General features: G+C 52.8%; 15 protein-coding genes. All 15 read left to right on the top strand.

All coding sequences use genetic code 11. The annotated features are described in order from the left end of the window. The first annotated feature begins 81 nt into the window (after positions 1-81). The 15 genes from tssH (at position 82) to FFT88_RS19460 (ending at position 15817) form a co-directional block, all read left to right on the top strand. On the top strand, positions 82-2715 hold the full coding sequence (gene tssH / locus FFT88_RS19530) for a type VI secretion system ATPase TssH (protein ID WP_135403850.1): 2634 nt from the start codon (positions 82-84) through the stop codon (positions 2713-2715). Positions 2716-2727: 12 nt separating this feature from the next. Further along, the gene (locus FFT88_RS19525; protein WP_240731077.1) at positions 2728-2931 is read left to right on the top strand and encodes a hypothetical protein; all 204 of its coding nucleotides are present in this window, start codon (positions 2728-2730) and stop codon (positions 2929-2931) included. A 2-nt stretch (positions 2932-2933) separates the two neighbouring features. Then, on the top strand, positions 2934-3224 hold the full coding sequence (locus tag FFT88_RS19520; protein WP_130218512.1) for a hypothetical protein: 291 nt from the start codon (positions 2934-2936) through the stop codon (positions 3222-3224). A gap of 60 nt (positions 3225-3284) precedes the next feature. Then, the gene (tssB, locus tag FFT88_RS19515) at positions 3285-3830 is read left to right on the top strand and encodes a type VI secretion system contractile sheath small subunit (protein ID WP_130209733.1); all 546 of its coding nucleotides are present in this window, start codon (positions 3285-3287) and stop codon (positions 3828-3830) included. 24 nt (positions 3831-3854) lie between these two features. Continuing rightward, positions 3855-5369, top strand: coding sequence for a type VI secretion system contractile sheath large subunit (gene tssC / locus FFT88_RS19510; RefSeq protein WP_165489004.1), 1515 nt, complete (start codon positions 3855-3857; stop codon positions 5367-5369). A gap of 50 nt (positions 5370-5419) precedes the next feature. Beyond that, complete coding sequence (locus tag FFT88_RS19505; protein ID WP_042102253.1) at positions 5420-5827, top strand: BPSL0067 family protein; 408 nt, start codon at positions 5420-5422, stop codon at positions 5825-5827. Positions 5828-5839: 12 nt separating this feature from the next. Beyond that, on the top strand, positions 5840-6292 hold the full coding sequence (locus FFT88_RS25955) for an STY0301 family protein (protein WP_072018659.1): 453 nt from the start codon (positions 5840-5842) through the stop codon (positions 6290-6292). A 179-nt stretch (positions 6293-6471) separates the two neighbouring features. Continuing rightward, on the top strand, positions 6472-6957 hold the full coding sequence (locus FFT88_RS19495; RefSeq protein ID WP_000312804.1) for an Hcp family type VI secretion system effector: 486 nt from the start codon (positions 6472-6474) through the stop codon (positions 6955-6957). Between the two features lie 67 nt (positions 6958-7024). After that, the gene (gene tssJ, locus FFT88_RS19490) at positions 7025-7558 is read left to right on the top strand and encodes a type VI secretion system lipoprotein TssJ (protein WP_130218544.1); all 534 of its coding nucleotides are present in this window, start codon (positions 7025-7027) and stop codon (positions 7556-7558) included. Between the two features lie 3 nt (positions 7559-7561). After that, positions 7562-8905 (top strand): type VI secretion system baseplate subunit TssK, encoded by a 1344-nt coding sequence (gene tssK, locus FFT88_RS19485; protein WP_130209727.1) that lies wholly within the window; start codon positions 7562-7564, stop codon positions 8903-8905. Then, on the top strand, positions 8902-10203 hold the full coding sequence (gene tssL / locus FFT88_RS19480; protein WP_135403849.1) for a type VI secretion system protein TssL, long form: 1302 nt from the start codon (positions 8902-8904) through the stop codon (positions 10201-10203). Before tssK ends, tssL begins: the two co-directional genes overlap by 4 nt. 7 nt (positions 10204-10210) lie before the next feature. Next, the gene (locus tag FFT88_RS19475) at positions 10211-10897 is read left to right on the top strand and encodes a hypothetical protein (RefSeq protein ID WP_135403848.1); all 687 of its coding nucleotides are present in this window, start codon (positions 10211-10213) and stop codon (positions 10895-10897) included. Next, positions 10894-11181, top strand: coding sequence for a hypothetical protein (locus tag FFT88_RS19470; RefSeq protein ID WP_016233840.1), 288 nt, complete (start codon positions 10894-10896; stop codon positions 11179-11181). The genes FFT88_RS19475 and FFT88_RS19470 overlap by 4 nt, the downstream gene beginning before the upstream one ends. Next, a complete protein-coding gene (gene tssM, locus FFT88_RS19465; protein ID WP_135403847.1) occupies positions 11181-15047 on the top strand; it encodes a type VI secretion system membrane subunit TssM in 3867 nt (1288 codons plus the stop codon). Before FFT88_RS19470 ends, tssM begins: the two co-directional genes overlap by 1 nt. Further along, positions 15047-15817, top strand: a complete 771-nt coding sequence (locus FFT88_RS19460; protein WP_135403846.1) for a TagF domain-containing protein — start codon at positions 15047-15049, stop codon at positions 15815-15817. Before tssM ends, FFT88_RS19460 begins: the two co-directional genes overlap by 1 nt. Positions 15818-15829 lie beyond the last annotated feature (12 nt).

Below are 15829 nucleotides of genomic sequence, written 5' to 3'. Positions count from 1 at the left end.
AATTCTATTAATTAGAAATCTTAATCGGTACATTTATATTTATGTATCATTTATATGTTTTTACATCATTAGGTGTAACAGATGGACACTCCTGTTTCACGCAGTGCACTATATGGAAAGCTAACAAGACCTTTATTTCGGTCTTTAGAATCTGCGACAACGTTCTGTAAATTGCGCGCTAATCCTTATGTCGAACTGATACATTGGTTGCATCAGCTAATACAACAACCAGAGAATGATATTCACAATGTACTTCGACATTACCAAATAACATCTGCTGATGTTGAGACGGCGTTAATTCAGCAATTGAATATATTACCTTCCGGCGCGAGTGTAATTAGCGATTTTTCCCACCACATCGATCTTTCTGTTGAGAAAGCCTGGATGTTGGCAAGTATCCGCTTTGGTGATCAAAAAATTCGTAGTGGTTGGTTACTACTTGCCTGGTTAACCACACCAGAATTATATCGAGTGTTAAAAAAGATCTGTGCGCCACTAGCTGCGCTGCCGGTAGATGAATTGTTAGATATTCTTCCATCTTTAATCACATCATCTCCTGAAATAACAGAAATGCCATATGACGGTTCGGATTTGAATTCTGCTGTTCCGGGGGAAGCAAGTCAGGTATTTCCGAGCGAATCAGCCGGGAGCAAATCCGCATTGGCGAAATACTGCCAGGACATGACAGCACTGGCGCGTGAAGGTGGTATCGATCCGGTCACCGGTCGCGGGCACGAGATCCGTACCATGACGGATATTCTACTGCGTCGTCGCCAGAACAATCCCCTGCTAACCGGTGAGGCCGGCGTTGGGAAAACGGCAGTGGTGGAGGGATTCGCGCTGGCGATTGTTAAGAGTGAAGTGCCGCCTTCATTGCGTAATGTACGGCTGCTGTCGCTGGATGTCGGGGCGTTGCTAGCCGGGGCGTCCATGAAGGGCGAATTTGAATCCCGTCTGAAGGCGCTGCTGGAAGAAGCTGCGCGCTCACCGCAGCCGGTGATTTTGTTTGTCGATGAAGTTCACACCCTGGTGGGCGCTGGTGGTTCATCCGGTACAGGTGACGCCGCCAACCTGCTGAAACCGGCGCTGGCGCGCGGCAGCCTGCGCACCATCGGCGCAACCACCTGGAGTGAGTACAAACGGCATATTGAGAAAGATCCAGCATTGACCCGGCGTTTTCAGGTGTTACAGGTCGCAGAGCCGGAAGAGGTTGCAGCTGTTGAGATGGTCCGCGGGTTAGTCAACACGCTGGAAAAACACCATGACGTCCTGATCCTTGATGAGGCCGTGCGCGCCGCTGTACAGCTTTCTCACCGTTACATTCCGGCCCGGCAGCTACCGGATAAGGCCATTAGTCTGCTGGATACGGCGGCGGCCCGTGTGGCGTTGTCGCTCCATACCCCGCCTGCGAAAGTCCAGTATTTGCGTCAGCAGCTCAACGCTGCCGAACTGGAGCGGGAGTTGTTATTAAAGCAGCAAAAAATGGGTATCCGCGCAGAGCGGGGCGACACACTGGCGACACGGATCGCATCATTGAATACAGACCTTTCTGACACCGAAGAGCGCTGGCAGCAGGAACTGGAGTTGGTTCATACCTTACAAAAACAACGTTCAGCAGAACCTGACGAGCATGACGAAACCGCGTTGCAACAGTCGGAAGTGGAATTAAGAGGTTGGCAGGGCGAAAACCCCGTCGTTTTCCCGGAAGTCAATGCGGCAGTAGTCGCCGCCATTGTCTCCGACTGGACCGGTATTCCCGCCGGCCGCATGGTGAAAGATGAAGCCAGCCAGATTCTGGAACTACCCGCACGTCTGGCGCAGCGTGTTACCGGACAGATGGACGCGCTGGCACAGATTGGCGAGCGTATCCAGACCGCGCGGGCGGGTTTAGGTGACCCGCGTAAACCAGTAGGGGTATTTTTACTTGCCGGGCCGTCTGGTGTCGGTAAGACCGAAACCGCGCTGGCGTTGGCGGAATCTATCTACGGTGGTGAGCAGAACCTGATCACCATCAATATGAGCGAGTTTCAGGAGTCGCACACCGTCTCCACGCTGAAGGGGGCTCCGCCCGGCTACGTGGGCTATGGCGAAGGTGGCGTGCTGACGGAAGCCGTACGCCGTCACCCCTGGAGTGTGGTGCTGTTGGATGAAATTGAAAAAGCCCATCACGACGTCCACGAGTTGTTCTACCAGGTATTCGATAAAGGAGCGATGGAGGACGGCGAAGGTGTTCACATCGATTTCAAAAATACCACGTTATTGTTGACTACTAATGCTGGGGCGGAACTTATCAGCCAACTCTGTGAGGATCCGGCGCTGATGCCCGATTCGGCAGGGTTAAAAGAGGCGTTAATGCCAGAGTTACGCAAACACTTCCCGGCGGCTTTCTTGGGGCGTGTGACGGTTATTCCTTATTTACCGCTGGATGAGACGGCGCGTGGTGTTATTGCCCGCCTGCATCTTGGCAGATTGATGGATCGGATGGCGGAGCAGCATGGCGTTTCACTGGTGTATGGCGATGAACTGATTACGCATATTGTGTCGCGCTGCCCGATGCACGAAACCGGCGCTCGTTTGCTCATCGGCTATATCGAACAACATATCCTCCCACCACTGTCCCGTTACTGGTTGCAGGCGATGACAGAGAAAACGGCCATCACACAAATCCGCATGCGTGTGGATGATGATGAACAGATTATTTTTGAAACGGATTAATGGAGCACCCTTATGGCAAAAGAATTAAGTGGTGCACTGTGGGTCAGTCGCTTTCCTGGAAGTTCTTCCACCAATGATTTGCAGGGAGCTTTTCGTGCATCGGTTGATAATTTCTTGCACGCGTCTGGTAATGCGCATTCGAGGGGCCGTATTTCTGCAACATATCGTCCTCCTGCCAGAGCATATCTCATGCACTGGTCAATTGATGGACATTAAATATGACTTTTCGTTATTCGGCGTTGTGGACATTTCTGTTAATGATGTTCGCTTTCTGTGTTCAGGGGGAACCGCCTTTACCACAGGATGTGCAACATTTTCTGAGTAATGCGGAAATGTGCCAGCATTTTGCTGGTGAATGGGACAGTTCTTTAGCAGAGAAGGATAAAAGAGACATCGAAAAGGGGGTTGATACCTGGTGTCCTCCGGCGAAGAAATCACTCCCTGTGCTGCGGGAAAAGTACAAAGAAAACAAAGAGATTATAAAAATACTCTCTGCGTATGATTTTTAAACTGTACCGTCGGACCACTCCCCTGGTGTCGTCGGCTGACTGATAAGGAAATGAAGGATTATGGCTATCAACAATAGCGCGCAGAAGTTTATTGCCCGCAACCGAGCGCCCCGAGTGCAGATTGAGTATGACGTTGAGATTTACGGCTCCGAGAAAAAAATCGAGCTGCCGTTTGTCATGGCAGTGCTGGCCGATCTGGCCGGTAAACCACGTGAAGAGCTGCCATCGGTCACTGACCGTAAATTCCTTGATATTGATATCGATAACTTTAATGAACGTATGAAAGCCATCGCGCCGCGCGTGGCGTTTGCTGTCCCCAATACGCTGACGGGCGAAGGGCAGTTAATGGTCGATATCACGCTGGAGAATATGGACGATTTCTCGCCTGCGCAGATTGCCCGTAAGGTGGATGCCCTGAACCAGCTGCTGGAAGCGCGTACACAGCTTGCCAACCTGCAAACATATATGGATGGTAAAGCGGGAGCTGAAAATCTGATCAATAAACTATTACAAGACCCGACGTTACTGAAAGCTCTGGCCAGCGCGCCAAAACCTGTCGTTCAACAGGAAAGTGTCTTATCAGGTGAAACGGGAACAGCAGACTAACTGCAATTTTATTAAGGAACTTTCATGGTAAACGATACTCTTCTGGCGACTGGCGACCTCTCTGCTGCGCAAACCACTGCCTATCAGGAAACGGAATTTGATTCGCTGCTGGATAAAGCCTTCCGTCCCAAGACACCTCAGGCTGCAAAGGCTGTTGAAGCGGCAGTTCAGACGCTGGCCCAACAGGCTCTGACAAATACGGTCACTGTTAGTGATGATGCTTATAAAAGTATTGCTGCAATTATTGAGCAGATCGATTTCAAATTAACTGAGCAGATCAAACTAATCCTGAGTCATCCGGAATTTCAGAAACTGGAGTCCTCCTGGCGTGGGATGGAACATTTGGTTTACAACACCGAAACCGATGAAAAATTAAAAATCCGCTTTATGAACCTTTCGAAGGATGAATTGCGGAAAAATATGAAGCGTTACAAAGGGATCGCGTGGGATCAAAGCCCCATGTTCAAAAAGTTGTATGAGGCCGAATATGGGCAGTTAGGCGGAGAACCTTACGGTTGTATTATTGCGGATTATTATTTTGATCACACGCCACCGGATGTGGATCTGCTCGGCTCCATTGCCAAAGTGGCAGCCTCAGCCCATGCGCCGTTTATTGCCGGGGCCTCTCCGTCAGTGTTACAGATGGACTCTTGGCAGGAACTGGCTAACCCGCGTGACCTGACCAAAATTGTGACCCAAAACCTCGAATACGCACCGTGGAACTCGCTGCGAAAAAGTGAGGATTCTCGCTACATTGGCCTGACGATGCCACGTTTTCTCTCCCGTTTGCCTTATGGTGCGAAAACAAACCCTGTCGATGAGTTTGATTTTGAAGAAGATGCAGATGGCGCAGACCACAGCAAATATGTCTGGAGCAATGCAGCCTATGCAATGGGTGTAAATATCAACCGTTCTTTCAAACATTACGGTTGGTGTACGTTGATCCGTGGCGTGGAATCTGGTGGAGCGGTGGAAAATCTGCCCTGTCATACCTTCCCGACCGATGATGGCGGCGTGGATATGAAATGCCCGACAGAAATTGCCATCTCTGACCGTCGTGAAGCTGAACTGGCGAAAAATGGTTTTATCCCACTTATCCACCGCAAAAACTCTGATTACGCCGCCTTTATTGGCGCGCAGTCTCTACAAAAACCGCAGGAGTATTACGATCCGGACGCTACGGCCAACGCCAATCTCTCAGCTCGTTTGCCATATCTGTTCGCCTGTTCACGGTTTGCGCACTTCCTCAAATGTATCGTGCGCGACAAGATCGGCTCGTTCAAAGAGCGTGAAGATATGCAGCGCTGGCTCAATGAATGGATCATGAACTACGTTGATGCCGATCCGGTGAACTCCTCGCAGGAAACCAAAGCTCGCCGCCCGCTGGCAGCTGCCGAAGTGGTGGTGGAAGAGGTGGAGGGGAATCCGGGCTATTACGACGCCAAATTCTTCCTGCGCCCGCATTTTCAGCTTGAAGGGTTAACAGGATCACTGCGTCTGGTGACAAAACTGCCGTCAGTAAAACAGGGTAATGCCTGATTTTTATGAATATTTTAATGAATGATGCCGGGTAATACTCTGGGGGATATATGGCATATGTTTATGGACTGGTAGATTCATTGCAGGGCACTGACATGGTGGGAATGGCGGGGGCAGGAGACAGAAAGGAATGTGTGTTCTTAGTTCAGGTATATGCACATGTGGGGAATACTGGAGCCTGGAAGCAGGGGCGAAAGGTTTTTGGGGATAAATCGATCCCCAGAGGAACAGCAATTGCCACTTTTGTTAACGGAAAGTATCCCTCGAGGCAGAATGAGCATAAGCATGCCGCTTTCTATCTGGAACAGGATAGTCAGTATATTTATGTTATGGACCAGTGGACAGGTAAAACCACGAAAGTCTCTGCACGCCCTATTTCCCGAAAAGGTGGAATGCGCAGCGATGGAACATATCCTGATGCCAGTAATAATGCGGAAGCTTTTTATATTATTGAGTAGAGGATAGATTCAATGGGGACACGTTTTATTTTTTCTCTGTTGTTGGGTTTTATGTTGTTTTATTCACAATTTGTTACTGCGTGGGAAGTCAGTTGCCCCGTGTTTATCAATATAAAATCCTCAACAACAGTACTGGAGCCAGATATATCTGCATCGTGGCAGAGATCTTCCCGCTATGAACCCCGTCTGTGGTTGGACGGGGTAGGGATGTCGCAGGGAAAACCTGAAAATCGGGTGGATCTAAAACCAGAGACAGAGACAATAAAGGGTGAAACCAGGCAAATATGGGATACCACAATGGCCAGTAATCAGAATAGTGAACGTTACTGGGTTTCCTGTATTTATAACCATGGACAGGTTTGGTTATCACAACCGGTCCCTGCATTGGCGACACAGTGCCAGGCATCTTCTTTGCCGGGGCAGCGGGTACCAGGAGAGTCATCGGTATCTGTGACATGTAAATAGAAGTAATACATTCATTTTGTGAATTAATGACGTGCCGGTATCTCATTACCGGAAATTATACAGCCTTCTATTCTTCTGAAATTAAGGAGAGGGGGCTCTGTACGGCCATGGTTTACCTGAATTCATATGCGAAGATAAACCAGGGATTATTTTAAGTAATTCTTAATAAGGAAATGAAAATGGCTTATGACATTTTTCTGAAAATTGACGGCATTGACGGCGAGTCAATGGATGACAAACATAAAAATGAAATTGAGGTGCTGAGCTGGCGCTGGAATATCCACCAGGAGTCCACCATGCACGCAGGTAGCGGTCTGGGATCTGGCAAAGTCTCCGTGACTAACCTGGAGTTTGAACATTACATCGATCGCGCTAGCCCGAACCTGTTCAAATACTGCGCCTCTGGTAAGCATATTCCGAAGTCCATCCTTGTCATGCGCAAAGCAGGCGGCAATCCGCTGGAATACCTCAAATATACCTTCACTGACCTGATTGTGGCTGTTGTTTCCCCCAGTGGTAGTAAGGAGGGTGAGATCGCCTCCCGCGAGAGAGTCGAACTATCTTTCAGCACCGTGAAGCAGGAATACGTGGTGCAGAACCAGCAGGGTGGCAGTGGCGGCACTATCACGGCAGGTTACGATTTCAAAGCTAACAAAGAAATTTAAGCAATATTTTCCCGGCCAGGTATATAGCCTGGCCGGTTTTTATTATTTGATTTTAAAGGAAATTACAGTGAATAAATGGCGTAACCCCGGTGGGTGGTTATGTGCGGTAGCTTTGTCTTTTGTCTGCCTGCTTTCCGGGTGCAGCATTGACAGCGACGATGTGCCGGAGCTGATGTCACAAAGACTCGATCTGGTGGTTAAGGCTTCCGATAAGGTGAATCCTGACAATCAGAAAAAAGCCGCGCCCATAGAGATACGCGTTTATGAACTGAAAAATGATGCAGCTTTCATAGCGGCGGACTGGTGGTCCCTTCAGGACAATGACAAAGCTGTTCTTGCCGATGATTTACTCCACCGCGACAGCTTTATCTTGCGCCCGGGCGAGGAGAAAAAGCTGCGTCGTGCTCTCAATAAAGAAACCACGGCACTGGGGATCCTCGCCGGCTATCGCAATCTGGGAAAATCAGTCTGGCGGGCCACGTATAAAATTCCTGATCCCCCGGAAAAAAGCTGGTACAGCCGCTTTATGCCGAAGAAAAAAGTCGAACTGGATGCCGGTATAGAGCAAAGCGCTATAGTGATTAAAGAACGGGATGAGTAAATTATGAGTTGGAATAACCGTGTGGTCTGGAGTGAAGGACAATTTTTGCTGCCACAGATGTTTCAGCAGCAGGAACGCTATCTGGAACATATCATTCATTACCGCAGTTTGCCGCTTTCGCCTTTTTTCTGGGGCTTTAGTGAATACGGCATTGATAGTGAGGCGCTGAACATCGGAAAACTGGTACTCACGAAGGCTTCCGGAGTGTTTGCCGACGGTACGCCGTTTAATGCGCCGGGTCACACACCACTACCGCCGCCTCTGACCATCCTACCAGAGCACCTTAACCAGTTGATTTATCTGGCAGTGCCAATACGTACGCCGAACAGTGAAGAAACCAGCTTCGGCAATAACCCGGAATCACTGGCACGCTTTTCGGTGCATGAAAATGAAATCCGCGATGCCAACTCTCTGGGGCGCGGCGCACAACTGTTGCAACTTAGCCACCTGCGTCTGCGACTGTTGCCGGAAAAGGCGGTGACAGATGCGTGGATCGGTTTGCCCCTGACGCGCATTACGACGATACATCCTGATGGACGCATCGAGCTTGACAACGATCTGATCCCGCCGGTGGCAAATTACCAGGCAAGCGCACTGATATGTACGTGGCTGTCGTGGATCAACGATTTGATAAAAATGCGCGCAGATTCACTGGCGCAACGGTTGACGGGCAGCGATAAACACGGCCATGAGGCGGCAGAGGTATCGGATTACCTGCTTCTGCAAATTCTCAATCGTTTCGGCCCCTTACTGATTCATATGGCGAAAACGCCGCTGTCGCCAGAAGTGCTCTATCGGAACCTGTGTGAACTGGCTGGGGAACTCTCTACCTACGTACGGCCACAGACGCGCCGTCCGGAAGAATATAAAGAATATAAGCACCTGACGCCCTATGCCGGGCTGAAATCGGTAGTGGATGAGGTGCAGTACCTGCTGAATGCTGTGCTGATCCGCGGAGCGCAGCGAATCACTCTGGAGGAGGGAACTTACGGTATTCTCAATGCGGTGGTTGAGCCTTCCGAACTGTCAGATTTCAGCTCATTAGTGTTGGCGGTGAAGGCGCATATGTCCGCAGATACCTTACTGCAACATTTTTCGGCCCAGACCAAAATAGGGCCGTCCGAACGCCTGCCGGAATTGATTCGCTCGCACCTGCCGGGTCTTGCTTTACAGGTATTGCCGGTGCCGCCGCGTCAGATCCCGTTCCAGGCTGGCTACATCTATTACGACATCCGCCGCGACGGTGTGCTGTGGGAACATATCGCCCGCTATGGCGGTATGGCGATGCACACCGCCGGAGAATTTCCGGGGCTGGAGTTGGAGTTGTGGGGAGTTCGCGATAAATGACCGACGAGATTCTGACGCCACCTGCGGTGAATACCCTGTCATTCCAGCCATCAGTGGGTGGCACAAAGCCGCCTGATAATGACATCCAGGACAGCCTTCGTGGGGAAGATATCAAGGTGGTGGTTGAAGATGGCCCGGATATGAAGCTTCGTCTGGCCGAAATTACTGCTGCCGTGAATCCTCTACTGGCAGCGGCCAGCCCGTTGCTATGCGCACTGGCGCAAATGCCCCGCGAACTTTCCCCAGGTTTTGTCGAACATTACCGTGTCTTACTGGAGCGTGAAGTTCGTAGATACCAGACGCTGTGTGATCAGGCAAACCTGCGCCGCGAACATGTGCTGGCGGTGCGCTATTGCCTGTGTACGTCGCTTGACGAAGCTGCCAACAACACCACCTGGGGGCGTCGTGGTGTTTGGGCTGGAAAAAGCCTGCTGGTTACTTTTCATGGCGAAAGTGAAGGCGGCATCAAGCTATTTCAGATAATTGGGCGTCTGGCCGCAAGTTTCCAGGAGCACAGCGATGTGCTGGAAATCATATACCACATTCTGGGGCTGGGTTTTGAAGGCCGCTACAGCGTTCGGCCCGACGGGCGTAAGCAACTGGACGATATCCGTCAGCAATTGTTGACCCAATTGGTCCAGCGCCGCGATCCGATAACGCCGACGCTCTCTCCGGGGTTTACCGGTGCCGTCAGCGGACGGATGCGGCGGATGCGCCGGATGCCGGTCTGGCTGAGTTCAGGAATAGCTCTGCTGGTGATGCTGACGGTGTTTGGCCTTTATAGCCACCGGATGAATCTCGCCACCGAAACTGTACAGCAGCGTATCGACTCCATCGGTAAACACCTGCCGCCACCGCCCGTTCCGGTGCACAAACTGCGGCTGAAAATCCTGCTGGCGAACGAAATCGCGCGTGGCCTGCTAACGGTTGAGGAAGATGAGCACCACAGTCGGGTGGTATTCCGTGGCGACACGATGTTTGTACCGGGGCAGAAAACCGTGAATGACACGTTGCGCTCGGTGATTGATAAGGCCGCGCGGGAGATTGCACGTGTGGGCGGTGCCGTGACGGTGACCGGCCATACCGACAGCCAACCGATCCACTCCGCTGAGTTCCCGTCCAACCAGGTGTTGTCGGAAAAACGTGCGGCAGAAGTAGCTTCGTTGCTGACATCCGGTGGCGTTCCGGCCAGCCGGATTCGGGTCGTTGGTAAAGGGGATACTATGCCGGTGGCTGATAATAGTACTAAAACTGGACGAGCGCAGAATCGCCGGGTGGAAATTCTGGTGGTGGAGTGAATTAATAATGGAAAAGCTAGAGTGTAATGCGTCTAACCATTCGCCAGTGTGGGGAGTAACAGAATTTATATTCTGGAAACTGGCGCCTAAAAAATGGGGGGGAGGCGTAGCATTTGGGCGTTATTTTAAAGATGGTTGGGTGAAGCATAACTGTCTTTTGATCAATGCAGCTGCAAATGCCTGGCATTTACCTGCCCCCTTACTTGCTGGAGTTTGTTGGATTGAAGTAGGGGGAGATCCTCAGATTATAGACACGCTGGCATTTGAATTTCGTGCTATGAGTTGGAGTGGGCCTGAATGGGTTGATGAACATATCACAATCGCTTCGAAACCAGAAAAAACTTCTTTTGGTGCGGTGAGTATGCAATTGCGAACTGCAGCCAGAACACTCGGGCTTGATGGGACTAAAATGGACAACTCTCAGTTGCGTGAGCTGGCAAATTGTCTCCAGCATGATGTGTTTAATATACAATTAGCTGCAAGACATCTTTATCAATTGGCTGAAAAAGATGGTTTTCAGGTATCCTTACCTCACCTGACAAAAGAACAAATAAGAATTATTGGAGCTTGTTATAATCGAGGTGTTTCCCTTAGTCTGGAAAAAATAAAGGAAGATACCAGCTGTGGCGATTTTATTATAAATAACTGGTTACATTTCTCTAGTTTATTAATAACTACCTGGAAGTCTTCATGAGAAAAATAATTCAGATATCAGGGTGGTTATTATTTATTATGGGATTGGTCACTATCATGCTTTTTTCCGGGAGTGAGTACCAGTGGATGCAGGATATGGACCCTTCAATAACAGCATTACCTCAGGGAAACGGAAATAGAGATGTAATCAGAAAATTAATTTATTCTATTTCAGTGGCTATTCAGATTGTTCTTTATTTTCTTTCAGTATCGCGTACAGGAAAGGGATTTTCAGCCCTGGGTATTTTGCTATTACTGATTACCGCATGGAGCTCTGAACAATAATGCAAAAATTTCTCAGTCTGCTGTTTTCCCGCCGCACACTGGCCGTTGTCGGCGTGGTGGTGCTGGCGTTGCTGGTCTGGTTTATCGGGCCGCTGGTGGCGTTTGACACCTTGCATCCGCTTGCGTCCGTGGGTAGCCGGGTAGTCACTATCGTTCTGTTACTGATGTTCCTTGCACTGTGGCTGGTTAATTGGTCTATGAGCATCATTGGCGTTACGGTTCTGTGCCTGGTTATCGGCTTTGTCTCACCGTTGCTGGCCTTCGGTGATGTTCATCCATTTGCGCCGCTGTGGCTGCGTCTGACGCTTATCGGCCTGATCCTTCTGTCTTATACGCTGTATGGCCTGTACCGATTGTGGCGGGCGCTGCGTCTGGATGAACAACTGCTGCGCCGTTTCCTGCATCCGCGCGGGGAAGATGTTCCGGTGGCAGGGGAAATTAAAGCCGACTTACGCACCGTCAGCCATATTGTCACTCGCGCTATTCGGCAACTGAAACAACTGCGCGTAGACTTGCCGGGCTGGCGTAAGGTACTGGAAGGAAAACGCTTTCTGTACGAACTGCCTTGGTTCATGATTATCGGTAGCCCCGGTGATGGTAAAACTACCGCGCTGCTTAACACCGGGCTACAGTTTCCGCTGGCGGAGCAGATGGAGCAAACCGCGCATATCCTCACAGTGCCGGGCGGCGGCACGCTGCACTGCGACTGGTGGTTTACCAACGAAGCGGTGCTCATTGACACCGCCGGGCGCTATGCTCGCCACGATGACGGCGGTGAAATCAGTGCGACCCAGCGCAACGCCGGGGAATGGCAGGGGTTTCTGGGGCTGCTGCGTAAACACCGTCCCGGCGCACCGCTGAACGGCGTTATCCTGACGCTAAACGTGGCGGATCTGACCGCGCAGTCCCCGGCGGAACGACTGGCTGCCTGTGCGGCTCTGCGTGCGCGGCTGGCTGAACTGCGTGAGACGCTGGGTATTCGTTTCCCGGTTTATCTGGTTGTCACTAAGATGGATCTGCTGCCGGGCTTTACGGAGTATTTCCGTGGGCTGACCAGTCACCTGCGTGCCCAGGTCTGGGGCTTCACCCTGCCATACAGCCGCAGGCGTCACGCCAGCGATCCGCAGTCGTTGCATGCGCTCTGTGGCCAGGAACTGGCAAATCTGACGCTGCGGCTGGATCAGGGGCTGGATACCCGGTTGCAGGAAGAGTACGACCTTAAAAGCCGTCAACGGCTCTACCGCTTTCCGCGCGAATTTTCCGCGCTGGGCGCGCCGCTGCTGGAAGCCATTGAACAGATTTTCCTCGATTCAAAATTTGACGCCACTCAGCTTAACAACACCCTACGCGGCGTATTTTTTACCAGCGCCGCACAGGCGCAGGCAGACGCGGTGGCCGATCAGACGGGCATCTGGCAGCGCTTTGTCCGGGCGATCAAAGGGAAAGTGGAGTCACCTTCTCATACCTTACCGGACGGCAACCGCAGCTATTTTCTTCATGACCTACTGACCCAGTTTATCTTCCGTGAAGCACACCTGGTGGAGCCGAATCTTCAATGGGCCTGGCGTTATCGCCTGCTGCGTACTGGCGGGCATCTGCTGGTACTAGCGTTGGCTTTCTGGTTGTGGCAGGGAATGCAGGGCAGCCAGCAGGGTAACAGCGGCTATCTGAATGAAATCGCCAGTCGGACGGTCCAACTGGATGGTGACGTCAAAGCCTATACCGGAAAACCTGCTATGCAGCCTGTCCCAGTCCTGTTGAACCAGGCGCGGGCGCTCTCTGCCAGGCCGGGGCTGGACCCGGACTCACCGCCGCTGGCCTGGCGTTATGGGCTTTACAGCGTTCCGCCAGTAATGGAGAGCGTCGCATCCCTGTATGACCGCCTGCTGGACCAGCTCCTGTTGCCGCCACTGGTGAAGCGCATGGAATATGTGCTTTCAGATGCCATTGCTCGTCAGGACAGCAAAGCCGCGTATGACGCTCTGCATGTTTATCTGCTGCTGAATCTTGATAAAGACCACGAGGACAAATACAACGCAGCGGAGATCCACTCCTGGGTACTGAACGATCTGGAAAACCGCGATAGCGTGGCGGAGTTCGGCGGCCGTGCAGCAGTGCTGGAACATATCGACGCCCTGTTTGACGGCAGCCGCGTGGTGCATTCGCCTTATGACAAAGATGAGGGACTGATCCGCATGGCGCGGGCTTTCCTTGACGGTCATACCAGCACCGAGCGTATCTATACTCGAGCCCTGGCTTCCATGGAGAGCGAAGCACCGCAGGAGTTTTCGCTGGTTCGCGCGGTGGGCGCGGATGCGGGGACGGTTTTTGTCCGCACGGATGGCGCGCCACTGGATAGGGGCGTGCCCGGCATCTTTACTCGCGAAGGCTACCGGGAACTGTTCGACAAACGGCTGTCGGAGTTTGTCGCCTCCGCATCAGCGGACGACGCCTGGGTAATGGGCCGGGAAAACGCGCAAAAAAAAACGACTGATATTGTGATGAGCCAGTTGCCGGGGCAGGAACTCCCGGTTACCCGTGAGGTACGCCGCCTGTACCTGGCTGAATATGCCCGCCGCTGGCAGGATTTTCTGGCTAGTATTCACAGCATCAACAGTGCCGGAGAAGACGGTAGTCCCGGACTGGCGTATGACCTTCAGGTGCTTCGCACACTGGCCTCGCCTGACTCACCTCTGATGCGCCTGAGTAAAGCGGTGGTGGAGCAGACCACGCTGGTACCGCCGCTGGATGCGCAGGCCAGACAAAAACAAATGGCCCAGCGCTCGCAGGACCGGCTCTCCGGTAATGCGGGTAAAGCAGTGCAGACGGCAAAGTTGTTGCAGGATATCCACCCGGAAGAGCGGCTGGAAAAATCGCTGGTGGATGACCGTTTCGCCGCTCTGCGGGAAGTGGTTTCCGGGCGGACGGACAGTGGACAGGGGGGCGGGGCGCCGCAGTTAAATTCGCTGCTGACGATGCTCAATGAGTATTACACCCAGCTCACCATCGCCGACAGTGCATTGGCAGCGAGCACATTACCGGGCCGCATTTCGGCGGCGGATAAACTACAACTGGAAGCGGCAAAACTGCCCGCACCGCTGAAAAATATTCTGCTGGATCTCACGCAGCAGGGAACGCGAAAGATCAACGCCGGCACCGGTGAAGTGCTGAACGCGCAGATGGAAGCGGTGATCGGCGATGAGTGCCGTGATGCCATTGACGGGCGCTACCCCTTCACCGACAGCCCGCAGGAAGTCAGCGCGGACGATTTTAACCGTATCTTTGCTAGCGGCGGTGTGCTTGATGCCTTCTGGACGAAGCAACTGGCCCCGCTGGCGGATACCGCCAGCAACCCGTGGCGCTACAAACCGACCGAAGGCAATATGACCTTACAGGGACCGGACCTGATGCCATTTCAGGAGGCGAAACAGATCCGCAGCGTTTTTTTTAATGGGGAAGGCGGGAAAAAGTTTTCCTGGGCGATGCAGGTCCGCGTCGTGGATATGGACCCTGCAATCACTGAACTGGTGATTGATATCGACGGCCAGGTGCTGCGTTACGCTCATGGCCCGGTCAGGCCGCTAAAAGTGAACTGGCCGGGGCCGCGTAACGGTTCAATGGCAGAAATCACCGCCAGCCCGCGCATTCGCCAGGACACCTCGACGCTACTGACTAATGGACCGTGGGCGCTGTTTCACCTGCTGGATGCGGGTAAGGCGCAGGAGACGGCGGTACGGGGAACACAGCAGGTGGAGTACAGCTTTGACGGGCGGCGGGTGGTGCTGGAAATCACCGCCGGACGAGACTTTGACCCGGTGGATCGCGAGCTGCTGCAAAACTTCAGTTGCCCTACGAGGATTCTCTGATGCGCCGCGCTACGGCAGTATCGGCCCCGGCGATGTTCGGCAGGCTGCCAGACCAGCGGGACTACGTACGCTGGCGGGTGAGTGCGAACGAAGGGCAGGTGTGGCAGGCGTGGCTGAACCAGCAGACGTGGCTGGGGCAGGGGCGGCATATTGTTCTGCCGGAAGGAACGGATGCTGCGAAGGCCGGAATAAATGACGGTTGGATGCACCTGTCACCGCGTGAGAAAACGGCTCTGCCGGAACACCACCCATTGCCGTGGAGTTTTGTTCTGTCGCCGGGATTTTTACCCATTGGCGGGCGTGATGAGTGGCTGACCGGAGTATTGACCGCATCGCGAGACAGTACGGGCAGACCGTGGCCGCTGGTGATTTACCAGCGAGCCGGGCGAGAATGGCTGGAAGAGAGCCTGGATGACACGCAGGGCTGGCTGTACTGGCTGGCGCAGTTGACGGCAGCTCATGTCTCACCACAGACAGAACGTTGCGGGCGACTGATGGAGCAGACCGACCAGTTGTGGGCGCTATGGCGGCCGGGGCCGCGCTGGGCACAGTGGTTGCGCGGCTTGCGACGTGTACCGCAGCGCAGCCGGGAACTGACCGACCTGCCGGACGCGCCGGTAGTGGAGCTGCCCGGTGTGCGTCATCTGCCGTGGCCGGGCTGGCCGGACAAAATGCTTGTGCAGGCACAGCAAGGACAGGGCTGGTTCTGGCAGCAGAACAGCGAAGGGCGGTATGTGGATGCGCTGCGGTTGGATATCCGGCAGCATTAAAAATAATCAGAT

It is taken from the genome of Escherichia sp. E4930, assembly GCF_005845405.1.
Classification (GTDB): Bacteria; Pseudomonadota; Gammaproteobacteria; order Enterobacterales; family Enterobacteriaceae; genus Escherichia.
The sequence above is the reverse complement of the archived record's forward strand: the minus strand, read 5'-3'. Positions and strand labels throughout refer to the sequence as shown.

Coding starts and splice junctions, on each gene's coding strand:
- tssK (WP_130209727.1), top strand. CDS start 7,562: ATGAGTTGGAATAACCGTGTGGTCTGGAGTGAAGGACAATTTTTGCTG.
- FFT88_RS19520 (WP_130218512.1), top strand. CDS start 2,934: ATGACTTTTCGTTATTCGGCGTTGTGGACATTTCTGTTAATGATGTTC.
- tssL (WP_135403849.1), top strand. CDS start 8,902: ATGACCGACGAGATTCTGACGCCACCTGCGGTGAATACCCTGTCATTC.
- FFT88_RS19460 (WP_135403846.1), top strand. CDS start 15,047: ATGCGCCGCGCTACGGCAGTATCGGCCCCGGCGATGTTCGGCAGGCTG.
- FFT88_RS19505 (WP_042102253.1), top strand. CDS start 5,420: ATGGCATATGTTTATGGACTGGTAGATTCATTGCAGGGCACTGACATG.
- tssH (WP_135403850.1), top strand. CDS start 82: ATGGACACTCCTGTTTCACGCAGTGCACTATATGGAAAGCTAACAAGA.
- FFT88_RS19525 (WP_240731077.1), top strand. CDS start 2,728: ATGGCAAAAGAATTAAGTGGTGCACTGTGGGTCAGTCGCTTTCCTGGA.
- tssB (WP_130209733.1), top strand. CDS start 3,285: ATGGCTATCAACAATAGCGCGCAGAAGTTTATTGCCCGCAACCGAGCG.
- tssM (WP_135403847.1), top strand. CDS start 11,181: ATGCAAAAATTTCTCAGTCTGCTGTTTTCCCGCCGCACACTGGCCGTT.
- tssC (WP_165489004.1), top strand. CDS start 3,855: ATGGTAAACGATACTCTTCTGGCGACTGGCGACCTCTCTGCTGCGCAA.
- FFT88_RS19470 (WP_016233840.1), top strand. CDS start 10,894: ATGAGAAAAATAATTCAGATATCAGGGTGGTTATTATTTATTATGGGA.
- FFT88_RS19475 (WP_135403848.1), top strand. CDS start 10,211: ATGGAAAAGCTAGAGTGTAATGCGTCTAACCATTCGCCAGTGTGGGGA.
- FFT88_RS25955 (WP_072018659.1), top strand. CDS start 5,840: ATGGGGACACGTTTTATTTTTTCTCTGTTGTTGGGTTTTATGTTGTTT.
- FFT88_RS19495 (WP_000312804.1), top strand. CDS start 6,472: ATGGCTTATGACATTTTTCTGAAAATTGACGGCATTGACGGCGAGTCA.